This window comes from Streptomyces sp. NPDC047981 (assembly GCF_040653315.1).
In the GTDB taxonomy this organism is placed as follows: domain Bacteria; phylum Actinomycetota; class Actinomycetes; order Streptomycetales; family Streptomycetaceae; genus Streptomyces.
Map to the genome: position 1 here is coordinate 48,802 of NZ_JBEZNQ010000042.1, position 21,054 is coordinate 69,855.

At 71.0% G+C, this 21,054-nt stretch carries 16 protein-coding genes; 9 read left to right on the forward strand and 7 right to left on the reverse strand.

Translation table 11 applies throughout. The features are described from left to right. Positions 1-212 precede the first annotated feature (212 nt). The 6 genes from AB0E14_RS24175 (at position 213) to AB0E14_RS24200 (ending at position 8,780) form a co-directional block, all read left to right on the forward strand. Positions 213-1,424, forward strand: a complete 1,212-nt coding sequence (locus AB0E14_RS24175) for an ROK family transcriptional regulator (RefSeq protein WP_362421714.1) — start codon at positions 213-215, stop codon at positions 1,422-1,424. A gap of 122 nt (positions 1,425-1,546) precedes the next feature. Then, on the forward strand, positions 1,547-2,647 hold the full coding sequence (locus AB0E14_RS24180) for a substrate-binding domain-containing protein (protein ID WP_362421717.1): 1,101 nt from the start codon (positions 1,547-1,549) through the stop codon (positions 2,645-2,647). A 190-nt stretch (positions 2,648-2,837) separates the two neighbouring features. Further along, positions 2,838-3,650, forward strand: coding sequence for an ATP-binding cassette domain-containing protein (locus AB0E14_RS24185; RefSeq protein WP_362421720.1), 813 nt, complete (start codon positions 2,838-2,840; stop codon positions 3,648-3,650). After that, positions 3,647-4,981: a sugar ABC transporter permease gene (locus AB0E14_RS24190; RefSeq protein ID WP_362421723.1), complete on the forward strand. Its 1,335-nt coding sequence runs from the start codon at positions 3,647-3,649 to the stop codon at positions 4,979-4,981. The genes AB0E14_RS24185 and AB0E14_RS24190 overlap by 4 nt, the downstream gene beginning before the upstream one ends. Before the next feature lie 209 nt (positions 4,982-5,190). Next, complete coding sequence (gene dxs / locus AB0E14_RS24195) at positions 5,191-7,110, forward strand: 1-deoxy-D-xylulose-5-phosphate synthase (protein ID WP_362421725.1); 1,920 nt, start codon at positions 5,191-5,193, stop codon at positions 7,108-7,110. A 152-nt stretch (positions 7,111-7,262) separates the two neighbouring features. Further along, positions 7,263-8,780: an amino acid permease gene (locus AB0E14_RS24200; RefSeq protein WP_362421728.1), complete on the forward strand. Its 1,518-nt coding sequence runs from the start codon at positions 7,263-7,265 to the stop codon at positions 8,778-8,780. 17 nt (positions 8,781-8,797) lie between these two features. Here the strand turns inward: AB0E14_RS24200 and AB0E14_RS24205 are convergent, their stop codons facing one another. Further along, entirely contained in the window at positions 8,798-9,163 is a 366-nt protein-coding gene (locus tag AB0E14_RS24205; RefSeq protein ID WP_362421730.1) for an NTP pyrophosphohydrolase, read from the reverse strand. A gap of 127 nt (positions 9,164-9,290) precedes the next feature. Between AB0E14_RS24205 and AB0E14_RS24210 the strand changes: the two genes are divergently transcribed. After that, the gene (locus AB0E14_RS24210) at positions 9,291-10,394 is read left to right on the forward strand and encodes a hypothetical protein (RefSeq protein ID WP_362421733.1); all 1,104 of its coding nucleotides are present in this window, start codon (positions 9,291-9,293) and stop codon (positions 10,392-10,394) included. Positions 10,395-10,462: 68 nt separating this feature from the next. On the opposite strand, the gene AB0E14_RS24215 is transcribed toward AB0E14_RS24210, so the two are convergent. Both AB0E14_RS24215 and AB0E14_RS24220 read right to left on the reverse strand, forming a co-directional pair. Next, positions 10,463-12,592 carry a 3-hydroxyacyl-CoA dehydrogenase NAD-binding domain-containing protein gene (locus AB0E14_RS24215; RefSeq protein ID WP_362421736.1) on the reverse strand — a complete coding sequence of 710 codons (2,130 nt, stop codon included), beginning with the start codon at positions 12,590-12,592 and terminating at the stop codon, positions 10,463-10,465. Further along, positions 12,589-13,803, reverse strand: coding sequence for an acetyl-CoA C-acyltransferase (locus AB0E14_RS24220; protein WP_362421739.1), 1,215 nt, complete (start codon positions 13,801-13,803; stop codon positions 12,589-12,591). Before AB0E14_RS24220 ends, AB0E14_RS24215 begins: the two co-directional genes overlap by 4 nt. A 328-nt stretch (positions 13,804-14,131) precedes the next feature. Here AB0E14_RS24220 and AB0E14_RS24225 point away from each other — a divergent pair, with 328 nt between their 5' ends. Then, positions 14,132-15,256 carry an alpha/beta fold hydrolase gene (locus AB0E14_RS24225; protein WP_362421742.1) on the forward strand — a complete coding sequence of 375 codons (1,125 nt, stop codon included), beginning with the start codon at positions 14,132-14,134 and terminating at the stop codon, positions 15,254-15,256. Between the two features lie 42 nt (positions 15,257-15,298). Here AB0E14_RS24225 and AB0E14_RS24230 read toward each other — a convergent pair whose 3' ends face one another. The 3 genes from AB0E14_RS24230 to AB0E14_RS24240 all read right to left on the reverse strand — a co-directional run bounded on the left by AB0E14_RS24230 (position 15,299) and on the right by AB0E14_RS24240 (position 18,431). Continuing rightward, positions 15,299-16,576 carry a ribonuclease D gene (locus AB0E14_RS24230; protein ID WP_362421744.1) on the reverse strand — a complete coding sequence of 426 codons (1,278 nt, stop codon included), beginning with the start codon at positions 16,574-16,576 and terminating at the stop codon, positions 15,299-15,301. Positions 16,577-16,711: 135 nt separating this feature from the next. Continuing rightward, positions 16,712-17,377, reverse strand: coding sequence for a response regulator transcription factor (locus AB0E14_RS24235; protein WP_017242457.1), 666 nt, complete (start codon positions 17,375-17,377; stop codon positions 16,712-16,714). Between the two features lie 373 nt (positions 17,378-17,750). Continuing rightward, entirely contained in the window at positions 17,751-18,431 is a 681-nt protein-coding gene (locus AB0E14_RS24240) for a DUF3000 domain-containing protein (protein WP_362421747.1), read from the reverse strand. A gap of 142 nt (positions 18,432-18,573) precedes the next feature. On the opposite strand from AB0E14_RS24240, the gene hemE reads away from it, so the two are divergent. Further along, positions 18,574-19,581: a uroporphyrinogen decarboxylase gene (gene hemE / locus AB0E14_RS24245; RefSeq protein WP_362421766.1), complete on the forward strand. Its 1,008-nt coding sequence runs from the start codon at positions 18,574-18,576 to the stop codon at positions 19,579-19,581. Between the two features lie 81 nt (positions 19,582-19,662). Here hemE and AB0E14_RS24250 read toward each other — a convergent pair whose 3' ends face one another. After that, positions 19,663-21,036: an FAD-dependent oxidoreductase gene (locus AB0E14_RS24250; RefSeq protein WP_362421750.1), complete on the reverse strand. Its 1,374-nt coding sequence runs from the start codon at positions 21,034-21,036 to the stop codon at positions 19,663-19,665. Between the last annotated feature and the right edge of the window lie 18 nt (positions 21,037-21,054).

Sequence of the window (21,054 nt, forward strand, 5' to 3'; positions counted from 1 at the left end):
TCGCCGCTGCGGCCAGGTGCCGTGCGGCATCATGGAAGGAAGGCCGCGGCGGGGCTCATCCGAGCCTCCACTTGCTCAAGGTCTTGACGGGAGACAACCCCAAAGGCTCAGCTTAGAGTTCACAAGTTGGAGAACAAGCTGGGGTCTCACAGGCGCGGCCCCGGCCGGGGCGGTGATCACACCGTCCATCGCAGGCGGGAGTGGATGAGTCGATGGAGACTCCGGGGTCGCAGACATCTCTGCACAGGGCCAATCTCGAGCGGGTGGTCCGTGCGGTACGCATGGCGGGCTCGCTCACCCAGGCGGAGATCGCCCGGGCGACGGGCCTGTCCGCCGCCACGGTCTCCAACATCGTGCGAGAACTGAAGGACGGCGGAACCGTCGAGGTCACGCCCACATCGGCGGGCGGCAGGCGGGCGCGCAGCGTCTCGCTCTCCGGCGACGCGGGCATCGTCATCGGGGTCGATTTCGGCCACACCCATCTGCGGGTCGCCGTGGGCAACCTCGCCCACCAGGTGCTCGCCGAGGAGTCCGAGCCGCTGGACGTGGACGCCTCCTCCGCGGAGGGCTTCGACCGGGCGGAACAGCTGGTCATGCGGCTCATCGGGGCCACCGGCATCGGCCGTGACAAGGTCGTCGGCGTCGGGCTGGGCGTCCCGGGCCCGATCGACGTCTCCTCCGGCACGCTCGGCTCCACCTCCATCCTGCCGGGCTGGAGCGGCATCAACCCGGCCGACGAGCTCTCGGGCCGTCTCGGCGTACCCGTGTACGTCGACAACGACGCCAATCTGGGCGCGCTCGGCGAGCTGGTGTGGGGCAGCGGGCGGGGTGTGAAGGACCTGGCGTACATCAAGGTCGCCAGCGGCGTGGGAGCCGGCCTCGTCATCGACGGGCGGGTCTACCGGGGCCCCGGCGGCACGGCGGGCGAGATCGGGCACATCACGCTCGACGAGTCGGGCCCGGTCTGCCGCTGCGGCAACCGCGGCTGCCTGGAGACCTTCGCGGCCGCCCGCTACGTCCTGCCGCTGCTGCAGCCCGGCCACGGCCCCGATCTGACCATGGAACGGGTCGTCCAGCTGGCCCGCGAGGGCGACCCGGGCTGCCGGCGCGTCATCGCCGACGTGGGCCGCCACATCGGCAGCGGGGTCGCGAACCTCTGCAACCTGCTCAACCCCAGCCGGGTGGTCCTCGGCGGCGACCTTGCCGAGGCCGGTGAGCTGGTCCTGGCGCCCATCCGCGACTCCGTCTCGCGGTACTCCATCCCCAGCGCCGCGCGCCAGTTGTCGCTGGCTCCCGGGGCGCTCGGCGGCCGTGCGGAGGTCCTCGGCGCGCTGGCTCTCGTACTGAGCGAAATGGGCGATTCGACCCTGCTTGAGAGTGCCCTCCCCGGTGCCGCGCAGGCCTCCGCGCCTGCCTTCACTTAGATAACGAATGGCACCGTTGCCATCTCGTTAAGGATTTACTTCTTGACGATGTCTCTGCGGCCGAGTTGACTTCCAGCCACCTCGGCCGCAAAGTCGCGGCCTCGTCAGGGAGGCAACCCCACATGAACGCAGTGACGCGTCGCATCGTCATAGGCACGGCCGCGGTTTCCATGGCCCTCTCCGTCGCCGCCTGTGGCAAGGCGGGCGACAGCGACTCGGGTAACGGGAGCGGCGGCGACAGCAAGACCATCGGTCTGCTGCTCCCGGAGAACAAGACCACGCGCTACGAGACCTTCGACCGCCCGATCATCGAGGCGAAGATCAAGGCTCTCTGCTCGGACTGCGAGGTCAAGTACAACAACGCCGCGCAGGACACCGAGACGCAGAAGAAGCAGTTCGACGCGCTGGTGACCCAGGGCGTGAAGGTCATCATCCTGGACTCCGTCGACTACAAGGCCACCAAGTCCTGGGTCCAGCAGGCCGAGAAGAAGGGCGTCAAGGTCGTCGCGTACGACCGGCTGGCCGAGGGCCCGATCTCCGCCTACGTCTCCTACGACAACGAGAAGATCGGCCGCCTCCAGGGCGAGGGCCTCGTGAAGGCGCTCGGCGACAAGGCCAAGGACGCCAACGTTGTCATGATCAACGGCTCGCCGACCGACCCGAACGCGCCGCTGTTCAAGAAGGGCGCCCACAGCGTCCTCGACACGGCCGTCAAGAAGGTCGTCTACGAGCAGGACATCCCGGACTGGTCCCCGGACGAGGCCAACAAGAAGATGGGTGCCGCCATCGACTCGCTGGGCAAGGACGGCTTCCAGGGCGTCTACTCGGCCAACGACGGCATGGCCGGCGGCATCATCACCGCCCTCTCCAAGCAGGGCATCAAGGTCCCGGTCGGCGGCCAGGACGCCGAGCTCGCCGGTCTGCAGCGGATCCTGAAGGACGAGCAGTCCTTCACGATCTACAAGCAGATCAAGCCGGAGGCCGAGACCACCGCCGAGATCGCCGTCCGCCTCCTCAAGGGCGAGAAGATCGACGACCTCGTCCCCACCAAGGTCACCAGCCTGACCGGTGAGTTCAAGGACATCCCGGCGAAGCTGTACGACGCCCAGATCGTCACCAAGGGCGACATCGCCGGCACGATCATCAAGGACGGCGTCTACAAGGCGGCCGACATCTGCACCGCCGAGTACAAGGCGGCCTGCGAGGCGGCGGGCATCAAGTAACCCCCGCTGCCGGTACGGCCCTTCGGAGCCTCCCGGGCCGCCCCGCGGCCTCCTCCGACCGGCCCCCGGTCCGGTCCGGCGCCCCCGCCCCGTTCCACGCCCCGCAAGCGGGGGCGGGGCGCCGGACTCTCTCACAGCCCCTCCCAGTGCTCTTCGCACCACCATCCCCGCCGGTCAGGCGGCGAAGGAGATGATTCACGTGTCCGCTACGCCCGTGCTGGCGTTGCGCGGGGTCTCCAAGCGGTTCGGCGCCGTCCAGGTGCTCACCGACGTAGAACTGGAGATCCACGCCGGTGAGGTCGTCGCGCTGGTCGGCGACAACGGCGCCGGCAAGTCGACTCTCGTCAAGACGATCTCGGGTGTGCACCCGATCGACGAGGGCGTCATCGAGTGGGACGGCAAGCCCGTCCAGATCACCAAGCCCCACGACGCCCAGAACCTCGGGGTCGCCACCGTCTACCAGGACCTGGCGCTCTGCGACAACCTCGACGTCGTCGCCAACCTCTTCCTCGGCAGCGAGCTGAGCTCCGGCTCCGTCCTCGACGAGATCGCCATGGAGAAGCGCGCCAAGGAGCTCCTGGACACCCTGTCCATCCGCATCCCGTCGGTCCGCATCCCCGTCGCCGCCCTCTCCGGCGGCCAGCGTCAGGTCGTGGCCATCGCGCGCGCCCTGATCGGCGACCCGAAGATCGTCATCCTGGACGAGCCCACCGCCGCCCTCGGCGTCGAGCAGACCGCACAGGTGCTCGACCTCGTGGAGCGGCTGCGCGAGCGCGGCCACGGCGTCATCCTCATCAGCCACAACATGGCCGACGTCCGCGCGGTCGCGGACCGCGTCGCGGTCCTGCGCCTCGGCCGCAACAACGGCGACTTCAAGGTCGCCGAGACCAGCCACGAGACGATCATCGCCGCCATCACCGGTGCCACGGACAACGCCGTGACCCGTCGGCAGGCCCGGACGGCCTCGGCCACGGCCACCGCCACGAAGGAGGACGCGAAGTGAGCGACCTCGCCAAGACCCCCGAGACGCCCGAGACGGCCGACACGGCCCCCGAGGCCGCCGTACCGGCCCAGGCCGCCCCCGCGGAGGCCTCCGCCGCCCCGATCCCCGCCGTCGACCCGCGCCTGCTGGTCCGCGAGGAGGGCCTCAAGGGCTACTGGACCGAGTTCAGCCGCAAGATCCGCGGCGGCGAGCTCGGCTCGCTTCCCGTCGTCCTCGGCCTGATCGTCATCGCGATCGTCTTCCAGGTCCAGAACAGCAACTTCCTCTCCGCGAGCTCCGTCGCCAACATCGCGGTCTACTCCTCCGGCCTCGGCATCATGGCCGTCGGCATCGTCTTCGTCCTCATCCTGGGCGAGATCGACCTGTCGATGGGCTCGGTCGCGGGCGTCGGCGCCGCCGTGTGGGCGGTGCTCCAGGTCACCAACGGTGTGAACGACCTGCTCGCCGTCGTCATCGCCGTCGCGTCCGGCCTGCTCATCGGCCTGCTGCACGGCTTCTTCTTCGCCAAGATCGGCGTCCCGGCCTTCGTGGTCACCCTCGCCGGCTTCCTCGGCTGGAGCGGCCTGCAGATCTGGCTGATGGGCAAGGAGGGCTCGATCAACGCCCCCTCCGGCTCGATCGTGGAGAACCTGACGGCGTACTACTTCGAGGACAAGGCTGCCGCGTACGGCCTGGCCCTCGTGGCGGTCCTCGCCTACGCCGGCTCCCTGCTGCTCGACGCCAAGCGCCGCAAGTCCGCCGCCCTGCCGTCCCGGCCGGTCAGCGAGATCGTGCTGCGCACCGCCGTCGTCGCGGTCCTCTGCTTCGTCGTCGCCTACGTCCTGAACGAGCCCGAGGGCGCCCGCGGTCTGCCGCTGGCCCTGGTCCTCTTCCTGGCCGTCCTGGTGATCGCCGACTTCGTCGCCCGCCGCACGCTGTTCGGCCGCAAGGTCTTCGCGGTCGGCGGCAGCGCCGAGGCCGCGCGTCGCGCGGGCATCAACGTGGACCGGATCCGGATCATCGTCTTCGGCCTCTCGGGCATGCTCGCCGCCTTCGGCGGTCTCTTCGTGGCCAGCCTCTCGGGCGGCGCCACCAAGAGCCTCGGCAGCGGCAACACCCTGATGCTCGTCATCGCGGCGGCCGTCATCGGCGGCACCAGCCTCTTCGGCGGCCGCGGCAAGGTCTGGTCGGCACTCCTGGGCATGATCGTGATCCAGTCGATCCAGCAGGGCCTCAACATGATCGGCATGGCCAACGAGATCCAGTACATGATCACCGGCGCGGTGCTCCTCGCCGCCGTCGTGATCGACTCGGTCTCGCGCCGCACGCAGAAGACCGCGGGTCGCGCGTAGCGGCCACTGTCGGCAAGCACACAGTGTCCGGCGCCGGAGAACCGGTGCCGGGCACTGCTGCGTCTGGCCCTGTGTACCGCCCGTAGGCTCAGCGGTGTGTCGGCCACACGTGTGACGCGCACCCCGCCGCCCGCGACACAAGGTCGGGGACGGAACATTAGACTCGACAAATCGGCAAGCTCGACCAGCTCAATGGCAAGGAGGCACGGGTGGCATTGCTGACCCGTATCAGGGGACCGCGCGATCTGGACCGGCTCTCCCCGGAACAGCTGGACCAGCTGGCCGAAGAGATCAGGACGTTTCTCGTGGACGCCGTCTCCAAGACCGGCGGTCACCTGGGGCCCAACCTCGGCGTGGTCGAACTGACCATCGCCCTGCACCGAGTCTTCGACTCGCCCAAGGACAAGGTCCTGTGGGACACCGGCCACCAGAGCTACGTGCACAAGCTCCTCACCGGCCGCCAGGACTTCTCGAAGCTCAAGATGAAGGGCGGCCTCTCCGGCTACCCCGCCCAGGCCGAGTCCGAGCACGACATCATCGAGAACTCGCACGCCTCCACGGTCCTCGGCTGGGCCGACGGCCTGGCCAAGGCCAACGAGGTCCTGAAGAAGGACGACCATGTCGTCGCCGTGATCGGCGACGGAGCCCTCACGGGCGGCATGGCCTGGGAGGCGCTGAACAACATCGCCGCCGCCAAGGACCGCCCGCTGGTCATCGTCGTCAACGACAACGAGCGCTCCTACGCGCCGACCATCGGCGGCCTCGCCAACCACCTGGCCACGCTCCGCACCACCGACGGCTACGAGCGCTTCCTGGCCCGCGGCAAGGACATCCTGGAGCGCACCCCCGTCGTCGGGAAGCCGCTCTACGAGACCCTGCACGGCGCCAAGAAGGGCCTGAAGGACTTCATCGCCCCGCAGGGCATGTTCGAGGACCTCGGCCTGAAGTACGTCGGCCCCATCGACGGCCACGACATCGAGGCCCTGGAGTCCGCCCTGACGCGCGCCAAGCGCTTCGGCGGCCCGGTGATCGTCCACTGCCTCACCGAGAAGGGCCGCGGCTACCAGCCGGCCCTCCAGGACGAGGCCGACCGCTTCCACGCCGTCGGCAAGATCCACCCCGACACCGGTCTGCCGATCGCCTCCTCCGGCGCCGACTGGACCGGCGTCTTCGCCCAGGAGATGGTCGAGCTCGGCAAGGAGCGCGAGGACATCGTCGCGATCACCGCGGCCATGCTCCAGCCCGTCGGCCTCGACAAGTTCGCCAAGGCCTTCCCCGAGCGGGTGTACGACGTCGGCATCGCCGAGCAGCACGGCGCGGTCTCCGCGGCCGGCCTCGCCACCGGCGGCCTGCACCCCGTCTTCGCGGTCTACGCGACCTTCCTGAACCGCGCCTTCGACCAGGTCCTCATGGATGTGGCCCTGCACAAGTGCGGCGTCACGTTCGTCCTGGACCGGGCCGGCATCACGGGCACCGACGGCGCCTCCCACAACGGCATGTGGGACATGTCGATCCTCCAGGTCGTCCCCGGCCTGCGGCTCGCCGCGCCGCGCGACGCCGACCAGGTCCGCGCCCAGCTGCGCGAGGCCGTCGAGGTCACCGACGCGCCGACCGTCGTCCGCTTCTCCAAGGGCGCCGTCGGCCCCGCCGTACCGGCCCTGCGCCGCATCGGCGGCATGGACGTGCTCCGTGAGCCCGGCACGGACACGCCCGACGTCCTCCTGGTCTCCGTGGGCGCGCTCGCGCCGATGTGCCTGGACATCGCCGACCTGCTCGACAAGCAGGGCATCTCCACGACCGTCGTCGACCCCCGCTGGGTCAAGCCGGTCGACGAGGCGCTCGCGCCGCTCGCCGAGCAGCACCGCGTCGTCGTCACCGTCGAGGACAACAGCCGCGTCGGCGGTGTCGGCTCGGCCGTCGCGCAGGCCCTGCGCGACGCCGGTGTGGACGTTCCGCTGCGCGACTTCGGCATCCCGCCGCGCTTCCTCGACCACGCCTCGCGCGCCGAGGTGATGGCCGAGATCGGTCTGACCGCCCCCGACATCGCCCGTCAGGTCACCGGCCTGGTGTCGCGACTGGACGGGCTCACCGAGGACAGCGGCAAGGCCGTGGAGCCCGCGCGCGACTGACCCCGGTCACACCGCGTCACCATTGGGCCGGTCGGAGCACCCCACGGGGTGACCGACCGGCCCATTCGTGTGAAACCCGCATCCTCGACAGGCGCCACCCCTTTCGTGTCTCGATCATGGGGTCCTGGGACCGATGGCACGGAGGTACGACGGTGAGTACGGACCAGCAACCGCCACAGGCGAGTTCCGGAATGTTCCGGACGAAGACGGTCGAGCAGTCGATCCGCGACACGGAGGAGCCGGAGCACGCGCTCAAGAAGTCGCTCTCCGCCTGGGACCTCATGGTCTTCGGCGTGGGTGTGATCATCGGCACCGGCATCTTCGTCCTCACCGGCAAGGTGGCCAAGGAGAACGCCGGCCCGGCCACCGCCCTCGCCTTCATCGCCGCCGGCATCGTCTGCGCGCTCGCGGCGCTCTGCTACGCCGAGTTCGCCTCCACGGTCCCGGTCGCCGGATCGGCGTACACGTTCGCGTACGCCTCCATCGGCGAACTGCCGGCCTGGATCATCGGCTGGGACCTCGTCCTGGAGTTCGCGCTCGGCACCGCCGTCGTCGCCGTCGGCTGGTCGGGCTACGTCCGCTCGCTGATGGACAACGTCGACTGGCATCTACCGGCGGCTCTGGAAGGACCGGACGCCCCCGGCGGGACCTTCGACATCCTCGCCTTCCTGCTGGTCCTGGTCCTGACCGTGATCCTGGTCCTCGGCATGAAGCTGTCCGCACGGATCACCGCGCTCGTCGTGGCCATCAAGGTCACCGTCGTCATGATCGTGATCGTGGCCGGTCTGTTCTTCATCGTCGGCGACAACTACGACCCGTTCATCCCCCCGGCGGTCACCCCGGAGGGCGGCGGCTCCGCCTGGGACGCCCCGCTGGTCCAGACGATCTTCGGCTACGAGCCGACCAACTTCGGCGTCATGGGCATCTTCACCGCGGCCTCCGTCGTGTTCTTCGCCTTCATCGGCTTCGACGTGGTCGCCACCGCCGCCGAGGAGACCAAGCTCCCGCAGCGCGACATGCCCCGGGGCATCCTGGGCTCGCTCTTCATCTGCACGGTGCTCTACGTCGCCGTCGCGCTCGTCGTGACCGGCATGCAGCACTACAGCGAACTCTCGGTGAGCGCCCCGCTCGCCGACGCCTTCAAGGCCGTGGGGCACCCCTTCTACGCCGGTGTGATCAGCTTCGGCGCCGCGGTCGGCCTCACCACGGTCTGTCTGATCCTGCTGCTGGGCCAGACCCGGGTGTTCTTCGCGATGAGCCGTGACGGGCTGCTGCCGCGCTTCTTCTCGATCACCCACCCGCGCTTCAAGACGCCCTACCGGCCGACCATCCTGCTCGGTGTGATCATCGCCATCGTGGCCGGCTTCACCAGCATCAACGAACTCGCGACGCTGGTGAACATCGGCACGCTGTTCGCGTTCGTCGTCGTCGCCATCGGTGTGATCGTGCTCCGCCGCACCCGACCCGACCTGCACCGCGCCTTCCGTACCCCGTGGGTGCCGGTGCTCCCGATCATCTCGGTCGCCGCGTCGGTGTGGCTGATGCTGAACCTGCCGGGCGAGACCTGGTTCCGCTTCGCCGTCTGGATGGCGATCGGCGTCGTCGTCTACTTCCTCTACGGCCGCAGCCACAGCCGGCTGGGGAAGCAGGGCCAGGACGCGCTGTACTGACCCCCGCCCCCCGACCCCTAGGGGAGCACCGCGCGCGGGCCCACGCACCGGGCCCCGTGCTCACCCACCCGCCGCCGCAGTTCCCGGTCGGCCGTGACCACCAGGCACGGCCGACCGGCCGCGTTCCGGGCCAGCTCCACGATGAGGTCGTCGCCACTGCCCGGCGCCTCCTCGACCCGTACGCCGGGCACGGACTCCACGCCCCGGGCCCGGCCCTCCACGACGAGCACCACGTCGAAGGGGCCGCCCTCGGGCCCGTCCCCGGCCGCGAGCCGGTCGCGCAGCCGCTCGGCGGCGCCGCGACGGTCCCGCCACCAGCCGTCGGGCACCGAACCCACCACGTTGGCGCCGTCGACGATCAGCAGAGGCAGCTCCTGGTCCATGCGCACAGGATCTCAGCCCCCACCGGGGGCTTCGGGCCACCCCGGCACCCACTAAAGTCGACGAACAGCAGTCCGAGCGGACCTGCACCTTTCCACCGCTGATCTGTCGACCGGAGCGCCGCACCCCATGGCATATCGATCCGATGACCCGACCCGCCGTCTCCAGGGGCCGTACACGGTCCCGACCCTGCGGGGGAGCTGGCTCACCCGTGGCGCGGAGGGTCGCTTCAGTGCCTACCTGATGAACGACGGCGAGGTGCTGCGCTGGACCGAGGGCACCGACGGACGCTGGAGCGGCCCGGTCTCCCTCGGCGGCGGGGGCACGCTCCGGCCGATCCTGTCGGTCGGGCAGGGCGCCAACCACTACGTCCACATGGTGGGGCTGCGCCCCGTGCCGGACACCGAGGACCACGTCGAGCTGGTGCACTCGACCCAGTTCCAGACCGGCCGTCCGGCCGTCGAGTGGCGTTCGATCCAGCACTCCAACGGCAAGAGCTTCCCGTGGACCGGCAACCCGGCCGTCGCGGTGGACGCCCTGGGACGCGCGTACGTCTTCACCAAGAACGGTGGCGGCGGCCTGAGCGTACGGGCCCAGAAGGACGCCGGCGGCTGGCACCCGTGGTGGGACCTGTGGGGCAACCGCTCGGACCCGTCGCCGGTGGCGGCCACCAACGGCGACGGCTTCGTCGAGCTGTACTCGGCGAAGCCGGAGGGCCTGCTCCGCTACGAGCAGCAGGAGTCGGGCGGCAAGCCCGTCCGGCACGACGTGGTGCCCGTGCCCGCGCCGGTGACCTTCGGCACCCTGGCCGCGGTGACCGGCCCCTCGGGGCACGTCACGCTCTACTACCTCGACGAGGAGCAGCGCGTCTGCGCCTGGTCCCCGGGCCGCTCGCTTGAGCCGACGCCCTTCCTGGACGCGGTGGGGACGGGCCCGCTCACGGCCGCCCCCTGCCTGGTCGACGGCGTCGCGTCGACGGCGCTGGCCCAGCAGTCCGCCGACGGGCGGCTCGCCCTGGTCGCCTTCCCCGCCGAGGAGGAGACCGCCGTCACCAAGTGGACCGAGACGGGCGAGGCCCGCGGCCCGCTCACCACGACCCTCGCACAGGGCCTGGACGGCGGTCTGGTGGCCCTGACGGTCGCCGACGGACCGAAGGGACCCCTGCTGCTCACGATGCGCCAGAAGGCCGCGGCGGACGGCTTCCAGCTCGGCGCGTGGCAGTCGCTGGTCTGACCCGGAGGAAAGGCGAACGGCCCCGGCACCAGGAAGGTGCCGGGGCCGTTCGCTGTGCGCTGTCGGCGTTACGCCGGGACGCTCGCGACGCCCTGGGCGAGGAACGGCTTGCCGTTCACCCGCTGGGAGACGCCCTCACGGTCCAGGTACGGCGTGATGCCGCCCAGGTGGAAGGGCCAGCCGGCGCCCGTGATGAGGCAGAGGTCGATGTCCTGCGCCTCGGCGACGACACCCTCCTCCAGCATCAGGCCGATCTCCTGCGCCACCGCGTCCAGGACGCGGGCGCGGACCTGCTCCTCCGTCAGGACGACGTCGCCCTGCTTGAGGAGGGCGGCGACCTCGGGGTCCAGCTCCGGCTTGCCGGAGTCGTAGACGTAGAAGCCGCGCTTGCCGGCCTCGACGACCGCCTTGAGGTTCGGGGAGACGATGAAGCGCTCCGGGAAGGCGCGGTTCAGGGTCTCGGAGACGTGCAGACCGATCGCCGGGCCGACGAGCTCCAGGAGCACCAGCGGCGACATCGGCAGGCCGAGCGGCTCGATGGCCTTCTCCGCCGTCTCGACCGAGGTGCCCTCGTCGATGACGTTCTGGATCTCGCCCATGAAGCGGGTCAGGATGCGGTTCACGACGAACGCCGGGGCGTCCTTGGTGAGGACCGCGGTCTTCTTCAGCTTCTTCGCGACACCGAAGGCGGTGGCGAGCGAGGCGTCGTCCGTCTTCTCGCCGCGGACGATCTCCAGGAGCGGGAGGATCGCGACCGGGTTGAAGAAGTGGAAGCCGACCACGCGCTCCGGGTGCTGGAGCTTGGACGCCATCTCGCTGACGGAGAGCGAGGAGGTGTTGGTGGCGAGGATCGCGTGCGCCGGGGCGACCGCCTCGACCTCCGCGAACACCTTCTGCTTGACGCTCATCTCCTCGAACACGGCCTCGATGATGAAGTCCGCGTCCGCGAAGCCCTCGGCCTTGTCCAGGACACCGGAGACCAGGCCCTTGAGGCGGTTGGCCTTGTCCTGGTTGATCCGGCCCTTGCCGAGCAGCTTCTCGATCTCGCCGTGGACGTAGCCCACGCCCTTGTCGACGCGCTCCTGGTCGATGTCGGTCAGGACGACCGGCACCTCCAGGCGGCGCAGGAAGAGCAGCGCGAGCTGGGAGGCCATCAGACCGGCGCCGACGACACCGACCTTGGTGACCTGGCGGGCCAGCGACTTGTCCGGGGCACCGGCCGGCCGCTTGGCGCGCTTCTGCACCAGGTTGAAGGCGTAGATGCCGGAGCGCAGTTCGCCGCCCATGATCAGGTCGGCGAGCGCCTGGTCCTCGGCGTCGAAACCGGCCTGCAGGTCGCCGTCCTTGGAGGCGGCGATGATGTCCAGGGCACGGTACGCGGCCGGGGCCGCGCCGTGCACCTTGGAGTCGGCGATGAACCGGCCCTTGGCGACGGCCTGGTCCCAGCCCTCACCGCGGTCGATCTCCGGACGCTCCACCGTGACCGTGCCGTTGAGGACGGAGGCGGTCCAGATCAGCGACTGCTCCAGGAAGTCCGCGCCCTCGAAGAGCGCGTCGGCGATGCCGAGCTCGAAGACCTGCTTGCCCTTGAGCTGACGGTTCTGGTTCAGCGAGTTCTCGATGATGACCGAGACGGCCTTCTCCGCGCCGATCAGGTTCGGCAGGATCGTGCAGCCGCCCCAGCCGGGGACGAGACCGAGGAAGACCTCGGGCAGCGAGAAGGCCGGCAGGGCCTTGGAGACGGTGCGGTAGGTGCAGTGCAGACCGACCTCGACACCGCCGCCCATCGCCGCGCCGTTGTAGTACGCGAAGGTCGGCACGGCCAGCGCGGAGAGGCGCTTGAAGACGTCGTGGCCGCCCTTGCCGATGGCGAGCGCGTCGGAGTGCTGCTTGAGCAGCTCGACGCCCTTGAGGTCCGCGCCGACGGCGAAGATGAACGGCTTGCCGGTGATGCCGACACCGACGATGGAGCCCTCGGAGGCTTCCTTCTCGACCTGGTCGATCGCGGTGTTGAGGTTGGCCAGCGACTGCGGGCCGAAGGTGGTCGGCTTGGTGTGGTCGAAGCCGTTGTCCAGCGTGATCAGCGCGAACCGGCCGGCGTTCGCCGGGAGTTCGAAGTGCCGTACGTGGGCGCTGGTGACGACCTCGTCCGGGAACAGCTCGGCCGCACCCTTCAGAAGCTCTGCGGTGGTGCTCACTTGCCCTCCCAGTGGGGGTTCTCCCAGATGACGGTGGCGCCCATGCCGAAGCCGACGCACATCGTGTTGAGGCCGTAACGGACCTGCGGGTTCTCCTCGAACTGGCGGGCCAGCTGCGTCATGAGACGGACGCCGGAGGAGGCGAGCGGGTGACCGTAGGCGATGGCGCCGCCGTACTGGTTGACGCGGGCGTCGTCGTCGGCGATGCCGTAGTGCTCGAGGAAGGCCAGCACCTGGACGGCGAAGGCCTCGTTGATCTCGAAGAGGTCGATGTCCTCGATGGACAGACCCGCCTGGGCGAGCGCCTTCTCGGTGGCCGGGATCGGGCCGTAGCCCATGACCTCGGGCTCGACGCCGGCGAAGGCGTACGAGACGAGGCGCATCTTCACCGGGAGGTCGTGCTCGCGGGCGAAGTCCTCGGAGGCGATGATCGAGGCGGTGGCGCCGTCATTGAGACCGGCCGCGTTACCGGCGGTGACGTTGCCGTGGACGCGGAACGGCGTCTTCAGGTTCGCCAGCGACTCCAGCGTCGTGCCCGGGCGCATCGGCTCGTCGGCGGTGACCAGGCCCCAGCCGGTCTCGCCGCCCTCGGCGTTGGTGCGGCGCACCGAGATCGGCACCAGGTCCTGCTGGATCTTGCCGTCGGCGTACGCCTTGGCGGCCTTCTCCTGCGAGCGCACGGCGTACTCGTCGGCGCGCTGCTTGGTGATGCTCGGGTAGCGGTCGTGCAGGTTCTCGGCGGTCATGCCCATGAACAGGGCGGACTCGTCGACGAGCTTCTCGCTCACGAACCGCGGGTTCGGGTCGACGCCCTCGCCCATGGGGTGACGGCCCATGTGCTCGACACCGCCGGCGATGACGGCGTCGTACGCGCCGAAGGCGATGGAGCCGGCGACCGAGGTGACGGCGGTGAGGGCACCGGCGCACATGCGGTCGATGGAGTAGCCCGGGACGGACTGCGGCAGACCGGCGAGGATGCCGGCGGTACGGCCGAGGGTCAGGCCCTGGTCACCGATCTGCGTGGTCGCGGCGATGGCGACCTCGTCGATCTTCGCGGGGTCGAGGCCGGGGTTGCGGCGCAGCAGCTCCCGGATGGCCTTCACGACGAGATCGTCGGCGCGGGTCTCGTGGTAGATGCCCTTCGGGCCCGCCTTGCCGAACGGGGTGCGGACGCCGTCGACGAAGACGACGTCCCTGACGGTACGAGGCACGATGGCTCTCCTCCAGGGTGCGGGATGGCACTGCTGCGGCACGCGGCTAAGCGCGCGCTTGCTACCCCCATGCTACTTGCGGGTAACCATGCTGCCCACCCCCCTGGGCGGGAGCGGCGAAGGTCACACTGAGGGGAGGGTACGCCGAGGCCCCCGCCGGGGTGCGGCGGTGCATGTGTGCGCCCGGCGCACGCCCGTCCGATCGGAGGGTCTCGCGACCCGATGGGCTGAGACGCGGTGCGATGCCATGGCGAGGGGCGGACCGCGAGTCGAGGCTGGTTCCGCCGGGGCGCGAGGCCCCGGATCCCCGACCACGGAACGGACCTCCATGCCCGTCATCAGCAAGGACCACGCGGTTCCCCACAAGTCCACCGTCCCCGCGAACAAGGACGAGATGGTCAACCTCTTCGTGCGGGAGAAGCGCGACAACTCGCCCGAACACGGCCCGGATCGCAAGGCCGTCCTCATGCTCCACGGCCGGAGCGTTCCCGTCCTCGCGGGCTTCGACCTCCAGCACGCCTCCTACAGCTGGGCCGATGAGCTGGCGAAGGCCGGCTACGACGTCTTCATGATGGACCTCCAGGGCTCCGGGCAGTCGCCGCGCCCGTGGATGCACGACCCGCGGAACGCCAACCCGGCCGACCAGGGGCTCCTGAAGCCGCGACCGCCGGGCTTCACCCCCGGCCCGGGGACCAACCCGTCCCCACTGAACAACTCGGACAGCGACCGCGACGAGCTGCACACCGTCGTGGAGTGGATCCGCAAGGAGCGCGGCGTGGACAAGGTCGCCTTCATCGGCTGGTCGGCGGCGGCGTTCACCATGGGGCCGTACGCCGTGAAGAACCCCGCCAAGGTGGAGAGCCTCTTCCTGTTGGCGCCGATCTTCCCACCCGACGCCACGTCGACCCCACCGACCACGGTGCCCCAGCCCTTCCCGATGTTCCTGAACACGAGGTGGGGTGTCGAGTCCGGGTGGAACAAGGAGCTGCGCACGGCGGACCAGCGGGAACCCGGCATGGTCGAGAAGGTGTGGGCCGCGATCATGGAGAACGACGCGGTGGGCAGGGACTGGGGTCCGCCGGAGGGCATCAGCCGGTACCGGAACTTCGTCCGATGGGGCTGGAACAGCACGACGGCGGCGAAGGACGGTGTCCTCGGCGGAAGCGTGCCGATCATGATCGTGTACGGGGACGCCGACGCCACGGTGAACACCTCACCGCCCAACCCGAACAAGGAGCTCAACTTCTCGGTCCCCGCGCTCTACGACGCCGTCGCGGGCTCCCGCAAGCTCATGGTCAGGCTGGCGAGCGCGGGGCATTCGCTGGTGTGGGAGGTGCAGCACAAGAACGTGCACAAGCTCTCGAAGCACTGGCTCAAGCACTTCAAGGTCGACGGCAAGACCCAGGGCGTCTTCGACATGGCCGTCAACGGCGACCTCAGCTCGGTCCCGTAGGAACGGCGGAGCCCCCGGCCGCGCGCGGCCGGGGGCTCCGGGTCACTCCTTGGCGCTCGCCAGCGCCGTCACGAGCAGCGGCGTCACCAGTTCCACCTGCCACGGGCGCGCGCCGTAGCCGGTCAGGGCGGTGGCCACCTGGTCCGGGGCCGGGGGCTCCCAGCAGATGCGGCGGACCGTGTCCGGGGTGATCAGGTTCTCCTGGGGGAGGTTCAGCTCCTCGGCGAGGGCCGAGACCGCCGTGCGCGCCGCCGAGAGGCGGGCGGCCGCGGCCGGGTCCTTGTCCGCCCAGGCGCGCGGCGGCGGCGGCCCCGCCACCTGGGCGCCGGGCTGGGGCAGCTCGTTGTCCGGGAGGGCCTTCGCGCGGTCCACGGCCGCCTGCCACTGCTCCAGCTGGCGGCGGCCCATGCGGTGGCCGAAGCCGGGCAGCGCGGTCAGCGCCGCGACGTTCGCCGGCACCGCGAGCGCGGCCTCCACGATCGCCGCGTCGCTCAGCACCTTGCCGGGCGAGACGTCCCGCCGCTGGGCGATCCGGTCCCGGGCCGTCCACAGCTCGCGCACCACCGCCATCTGGCGGCGACGCCGGACCTTGTGCATGCCGGAGGTCCGCCGCCACGGGTCCTTGCGCGGCGGCGCGGGCGGGGCCGAGGCGATCGCGTCGAACTCCTGCAGCGCCCACTCCAGCTTGCCCTGCCGGTCGAGCTCCTTCTCCAGTGCGTCACGCAGGTCGACGAGGAGCTCGACGTCCAGCGCGGCGTACCGGAGCCAGGGCTCGGGCAGCGGGCGGGTGGACCAGTCCACCGCGGAGTGGCCCTTCTCCAGGGCGTAACCGAGTACGGACTCGACCATGGCCCCGAGCCCGACGCGCGGGAAGCCCGCGAGCCGCCCGGCCAGCTCGGTGTCGAACAGCCGGCTCGGCACCATGCCTATGTCCCGCAGGCACGGCAGGTCCTGGGTCGCGGCGTGCAGGATCCACTCGGTTCCGGCGAGCGCGTCGCCGAGGCCGGACAGGTCCGGGCAGCCCACCGGGTCGACGAGCGCCGTGCCCGCGCCCTCGCGGCGGAGCTGGACGAGATAGGCGCGCTGGCCGTAGCGGTACCCCGAGGCGCGCTCGGCGTCGACGGCGACGGGGCCGCGGCCCGCGGCGAAGGCGGCGATCACCTCGGCGAGCGCCTCGTCGGTCGCCACGACGGGCGGAATGCCCTCGCGGGGCTCCAGCAAGGGGATCGGCAGCCCGTTCGCAGGGACGTCGTCGTCCGGGGGAGCGCCCCCGGTGGTTCGCAGTGCTGTGTCTGCTGCGGTCTCTTGGGCGTCGGTCACGTGTCAAGGGTATCTGTGAACGGCAAGCGCCTGTCGACGGAACGTTCCGTCGACAGGCGCCGATGTTTCGTCAACCGCGCGGGGTGCCCGTTCGGGGACTCCAGGGGCTCGGCGGACCGGGGCGACGCGACGGGTTCAGTGGATGATCCCGGTGCGCAGCGCCACCGCGACCATGCCGGCGCGGTCACCGGTGCCCAGCTTGCGGGCGATCCGGGCCAGGTGGCTCTTCACGGTGAGGGCGGACAGGCCCATGGACACGCCGATCGCCTTGTTCGACTGGCCCTCGGCCACCAGCCGGAGCACCTCGACCTCGCGGCCGGAGAGCTCGCGGTAGCCGCCCGGGTGGCTCGGGGCACCCGGGGGGCGGCGGTGGCCGAGACGGGCGGCCGCGGAGCCGATGGGGGCGGCGCCGGGGCGGGTGGGGTGCCCGATGTTGGTCCGCGTGCCGGTGACGACGTAGCCCTTGACCCCGCCGGCCAGCGCGTTGCGGACCGCGCCGATGTCGTCGGCCGCGGAGAGGGCGAGGCCGTTCGGCCAGCCCGCCGCGCGGGTCTCGGACAGCAGCGTGAGGCCGCTGCCGTCGGGGAGGTGGACGTCGGCCACGCAGATGTCGCGCGGGTTGCCGACGCGGGGACGGGCCTCGGCGATGGACGACGCCTCGATGACGTCGCGTACGCCGAGGGCCCACAGGTGGCGGGTGACGGTGGAGCGGACGCGCGGGTCGGCCACGACGACCATGGCCGTCGGCTTGTTGGGGCGGTAGGCGACCAGGCTTGCGGGCTGCTCGAGGAGAACGGACACACGGCCTCCTGGGGAGATGCGGGACGGAGCCGGCTCGGGGAAGAAGCCGGGGGCGAACCCGTGCGGTGAAGGGGTCATGGAACTCTTCGGCAGCTCGGCCGCCCGCCTTTAGGGAAAGATCACGATTTGGTGAGTAACAATTGGGGCAATTCGGACGCGTGATCGATCATCCTACGAGTTTGCCTCCGTACGGGGGATCCCCGCGGCCCCTTCCGGGCCGCCCCGAAGGCCCTTCCCCGGCCCTTCCGCAGGTCCTTCCGCAGGTCCTTCCGCCGGCCCTTCCGCAGGTCCTCCCATACAGGCCCCCGGCCCGCCGCGGGCCCCGCGAAGGGCCCGCACCCTCGGCCCCGCGCGTGCGGCGGGCCCGCCCCGGCTACGGCTGCTGCGGGCCCCTGCGCTGCGGCAGCGAGACGACCCCCGCGCCCGCCGTCGTGCCCGCCCCGGGGTCGGGGGGCGACGGCGGCAGGCCCGCGATCTGGCAGAGCAGATCGCACCAGGCCGCCAGATGCGCCCCGGTGTCCGGTGCCCCGCCCAGCGCCTCCTGAGGCGTCCACGACGCCCGGATCTCGATCTGGGTCGCCGGGCGCCGCTCGGCAAGGCCCCCGAAGTAGTGCGAACCCGCCTGGGTGACCGTCCCGCTCGCCTCCCCGTACGCCAGGCCGCGCGCCTCCAACGCACCGGTCAGCCACGACCAGCAGACCTCCGGCAGCAGCGGGTCGGCCGCCATCTCCGGCTCCAGCTCCGCCCGGACGAGCGTGACCAGGCGGAACGTGCCCTTCCAGGCGTCGTGCCCCGCCGGGTCGTGCAGCAGCACGAGCCGGCCGTCGGCGAGATCGTCCTCGTCCTCGACGACGGCCGCCTCCAGGGCGTACGCGTACGGGGCCAGGCGCTGCGGCGGCCTGGTCGGGTCGATCTCCAGCTCCGGTCGCAGCCGGGCCGCGCGCAGGGCGTCGACCGCTCTTCTGAAGGCGGGTGGCACCGCGTTCGCCTCCGTGTCGCCCGTACCTCCGTCACCGTCGGAATGATCGGAAAAATGTCCCTGAGCCGCAGCCATGCGGGGAAGAGTAGGCGGAACGGGGGCCTCGCGCAGGGAGGCACACCCCACCCCGGCGGGCGGCTTGCGCGTGCATGCGAAGATTCTGGGCGTGAGCGCCATTGAGACGAAGCACCAGCCGCAGACGTACGACTCCGCCTTCATGAAGGCATGCCGGCGCGAGCCCGTGCCGCACACGCCGGTCTGGTTCATGCGGCAGGCCGGGCGCTCGCTGCCCGAGTACCTGAAGGTCCGCGAGGGCATCCCGATGCTCGAGTCCTGCATGCGGCCCGAGCTGGTCACCGAGATCACGCTGCAGCCCGTGCGCCGCCACAACGTGGACGCGGCGATCTACTTCAGCGACATCGTCGTCCCGCTCAAGGCCATCGGCCTCGACCTCGACATCAAGCCCGGTGTCGGCCCGGTCGTCGCCGACCCGATCCGCACCCGCGCCGACCTCGACCGGCTCCGCGACCTCACCCCCGAGGACGTCCACTACGTCACCGAGGCCATCGGGATGCTCACCGGCGAGCTGGGCTCCACCCCGCTCATCGGTTTCGCCGGCGCGCCTTTCACCCTCGCGAGCTACCTCGTCGAGGGCGGGCCGTCCCGCAACCACGAGCACACCAAGGCGCTCATGTACGGCGACCCGCAGCTGTGGGCCGATCTGCTCGACCGCCTCGCCGAGATCACCTCGGCCTTCCTCAAGGTCCAGATCGAGGCCGGTGCCTCCGCCGTCCAGCTCTTCGACTCCTGGGTGGGCGCGCTCTCCCCGGCCGACTACCGCCGCTCCGTGATGCCCGCCTCCGCGAAGGTCCTGGAGTCCGTGGCCTCGTACGGGGTCCCGCGCATCCACTTCGGTGTGGGCACCGGCGAGCTCCTCGGCCTCATGGGCGAGGCCGGCGCGGACGTCATGGGCGTCGACTACCGGGTCGCGCTCGACGAGGCCGCCCGCCGCGTCGGCCCAGGCAAGGCGCTCCAGGGCAACCTGGACCCGGCCGTGCTCTTCTCCACCCCGGAGGCCGTCGAGGCCAAGACGGACGAGGTCCTGGCCGCCGCCGAGGGCCTCGAAGGCCACATCTTCAACCTGGGTCACGGCGTGCTGCCGACGACCGACCCGACGGCCCTGACGCGTCTGGTGGAGTACGTGCACACCCGGACCGCTGTCTGACGGTCGCCCGCGTACGGGTGGTGGCGGGCCGGGGCGGCCCGGCCGCCACCCGCCCCGCCGCCACCCGACCCGCGCGCCGCGTCAGCCCGCCGCTCTGACCGCCGCCACCGCCTTCCGCGCCGCGATCAGCACCGGGTCCCACACGGGTGAGAACGGCGGCGCGTACCCGAGGTCGAGCGCCGTCATCTGCTCCACCGTCATCCCCGCCGTCAACGCCACCGCCGCGATGTCCACCCGCTTGGCGGCCCCCTCGCGGCCCACGATCTGCACCCCGAGCAGCCGGCCGGTACGGCGCTCCGCGAGCATCTTCACCGTCATCGGCGCCGCCCCCGGGTAGTAGCCCGCCCGGCTCGTCGACTCGATCGTCACCGCGACGTAGCGCAGACCGACCTCCCGGGCGTCCTTCTCGCGCAGCCCCGTGCGCGCGATCTCCAGATCGCACACCTTCGACACCGCCGTGCCCACCACGCCCGGGAAGGTGGCGTAACCCCCGCCCACGTTCGAGCCGATCACCTGGCCGTGCTTGTTGGCGTGCGTGCCGAGCGCGATGTGCCGCTCGCGCCCCGAGACCAGGTCGAGGACCTCGACGCAGTCACCGCCCGCCCAGATGTTCTCGTGCCCCCGCACCCGCATCGCGAGGTCGGTGAGCAGGCCCCCGTACGTCCCGAGCGGCAGCCCGGCCTTCTCGGCGAGACGTGTCTCCGGTACGACACCCGTCCCGAGGACCACCACGTCCGCCGGGTACTCCGCGTCCCGCGTCGCCACCGCCCGGACCCGGCCGTCCTCACCCGTGAGGATCTTCGTGACCGGCGAGGAGCCGACGGTCCTGATCCCCAGGCCGTCCATCACCCGGTGGACCAGGCGCCCCATGTCCGGGTCGAGCGTCGCCATCGGCTGCTCGCCCCGGTTGAGGACCGTGACCTCGTAGCCCCGGTTCAGGAGCGCCTCCGCCATCTCCACGCCGATGTACCCGGCGCCCACGACGACCGCCCGCCGACCCTCCGTACGCGCCAGCGAGTCGAGCAGCGCCTGCCCGTCGTCGAGGGTCTGCACCCCGTGCACGCCCGGCGCGTCGATCCCCGGCAGCGGCGGCCGCATCGGCCGCGCGCCGGTCGCGATCACCAGCTTGTCGAAGCCCGTCCACGCCTCGGAGCCCGACTCGAGATCCCGGGTGCGCACGCGCTGCCCCGGCACGTCGATCTCGACGACCTCCGTGCGCATCCGCAGGTCGATGTCGCGCGCCCGGTGCTCCTCGGGCGTACGCGCGATCAGCTCGTCGCGCTCGGCGACGTCGCCGCCGACCCAGTACGGGATGCCGCAGGCCGAGAAGGAGCTGAAGTGACCGCGCTCGAAGGCGACGATCTCCAGTTCCCCCGCACCCTTGAGCCTGCGTGCCTGCGACGCGGCGGACATGCCCGCCGCGTCGCCGCCGATGACCACCAGTCGTTCGCTCATACGAACACGCTACGTCGG

Coding starts and splice junctions, on each gene's coding strand:
- AB0E14_RS24210 (WP_362421733.1), top strand. CDS start 9,291: ATGGCATATCGATCCGATGACCCGACCCGCCGTCTCCAGGGGCCGTAC.
- AB0E14_RS24225 (WP_362421742.1), top strand. CDS start 14,132: ATGCCCGTCATCAGCAAGGACCACGCGGTTCCCCACAAGTCCACCGTC.
- AB0E14_RS24175 (WP_362421714.1), top strand. CDS start 213: ATGGAGACTCCGGGGTCGCAGACATCTCTGCACAGGGCCAATCTCGAG.
- AB0E14_RS24180 (WP_362421717.1), top strand. CDS start 1,547: ATGAACGCAGTGACGCGTCGCATCGTCATAGGCACGGCCGCGGTTTCC.
- AB0E14_RS24240 (WP_362421747.1), bottom strand. CDS start 18,431: ATGGCTGCGGCTCAGGGACATTTTTCCGATCATTCCGACGGTGACGGA.
- AB0E14_RS24185 (WP_362421720.1), top strand. CDS start 2,838: ATGATTCACGTGTCCGCTACGCCCGTGCTGGCGTTGCGCGGGGTCTCC.
- AB0E14_RS24250 (WP_362421750.1), bottom strand. CDS start 21,036: ATGAGCGAACGACTGGTGGTCATCGGCGGCGACGCGGCGGGCATGTCC.
- AB0E14_RS24205 (WP_362421730.1), bottom strand. CDS start 9,163: ATGGACCAGGAGCTGCCTCTGCTGATCGTCGACGGCGCCAACGTGGTG.
- hemE (WP_362421766.1), top strand. CDS start 18,574: ATGAAGGCATGCCGGCGCGAGCCCGTGCCGCACACGCCGGTCTGGTTC.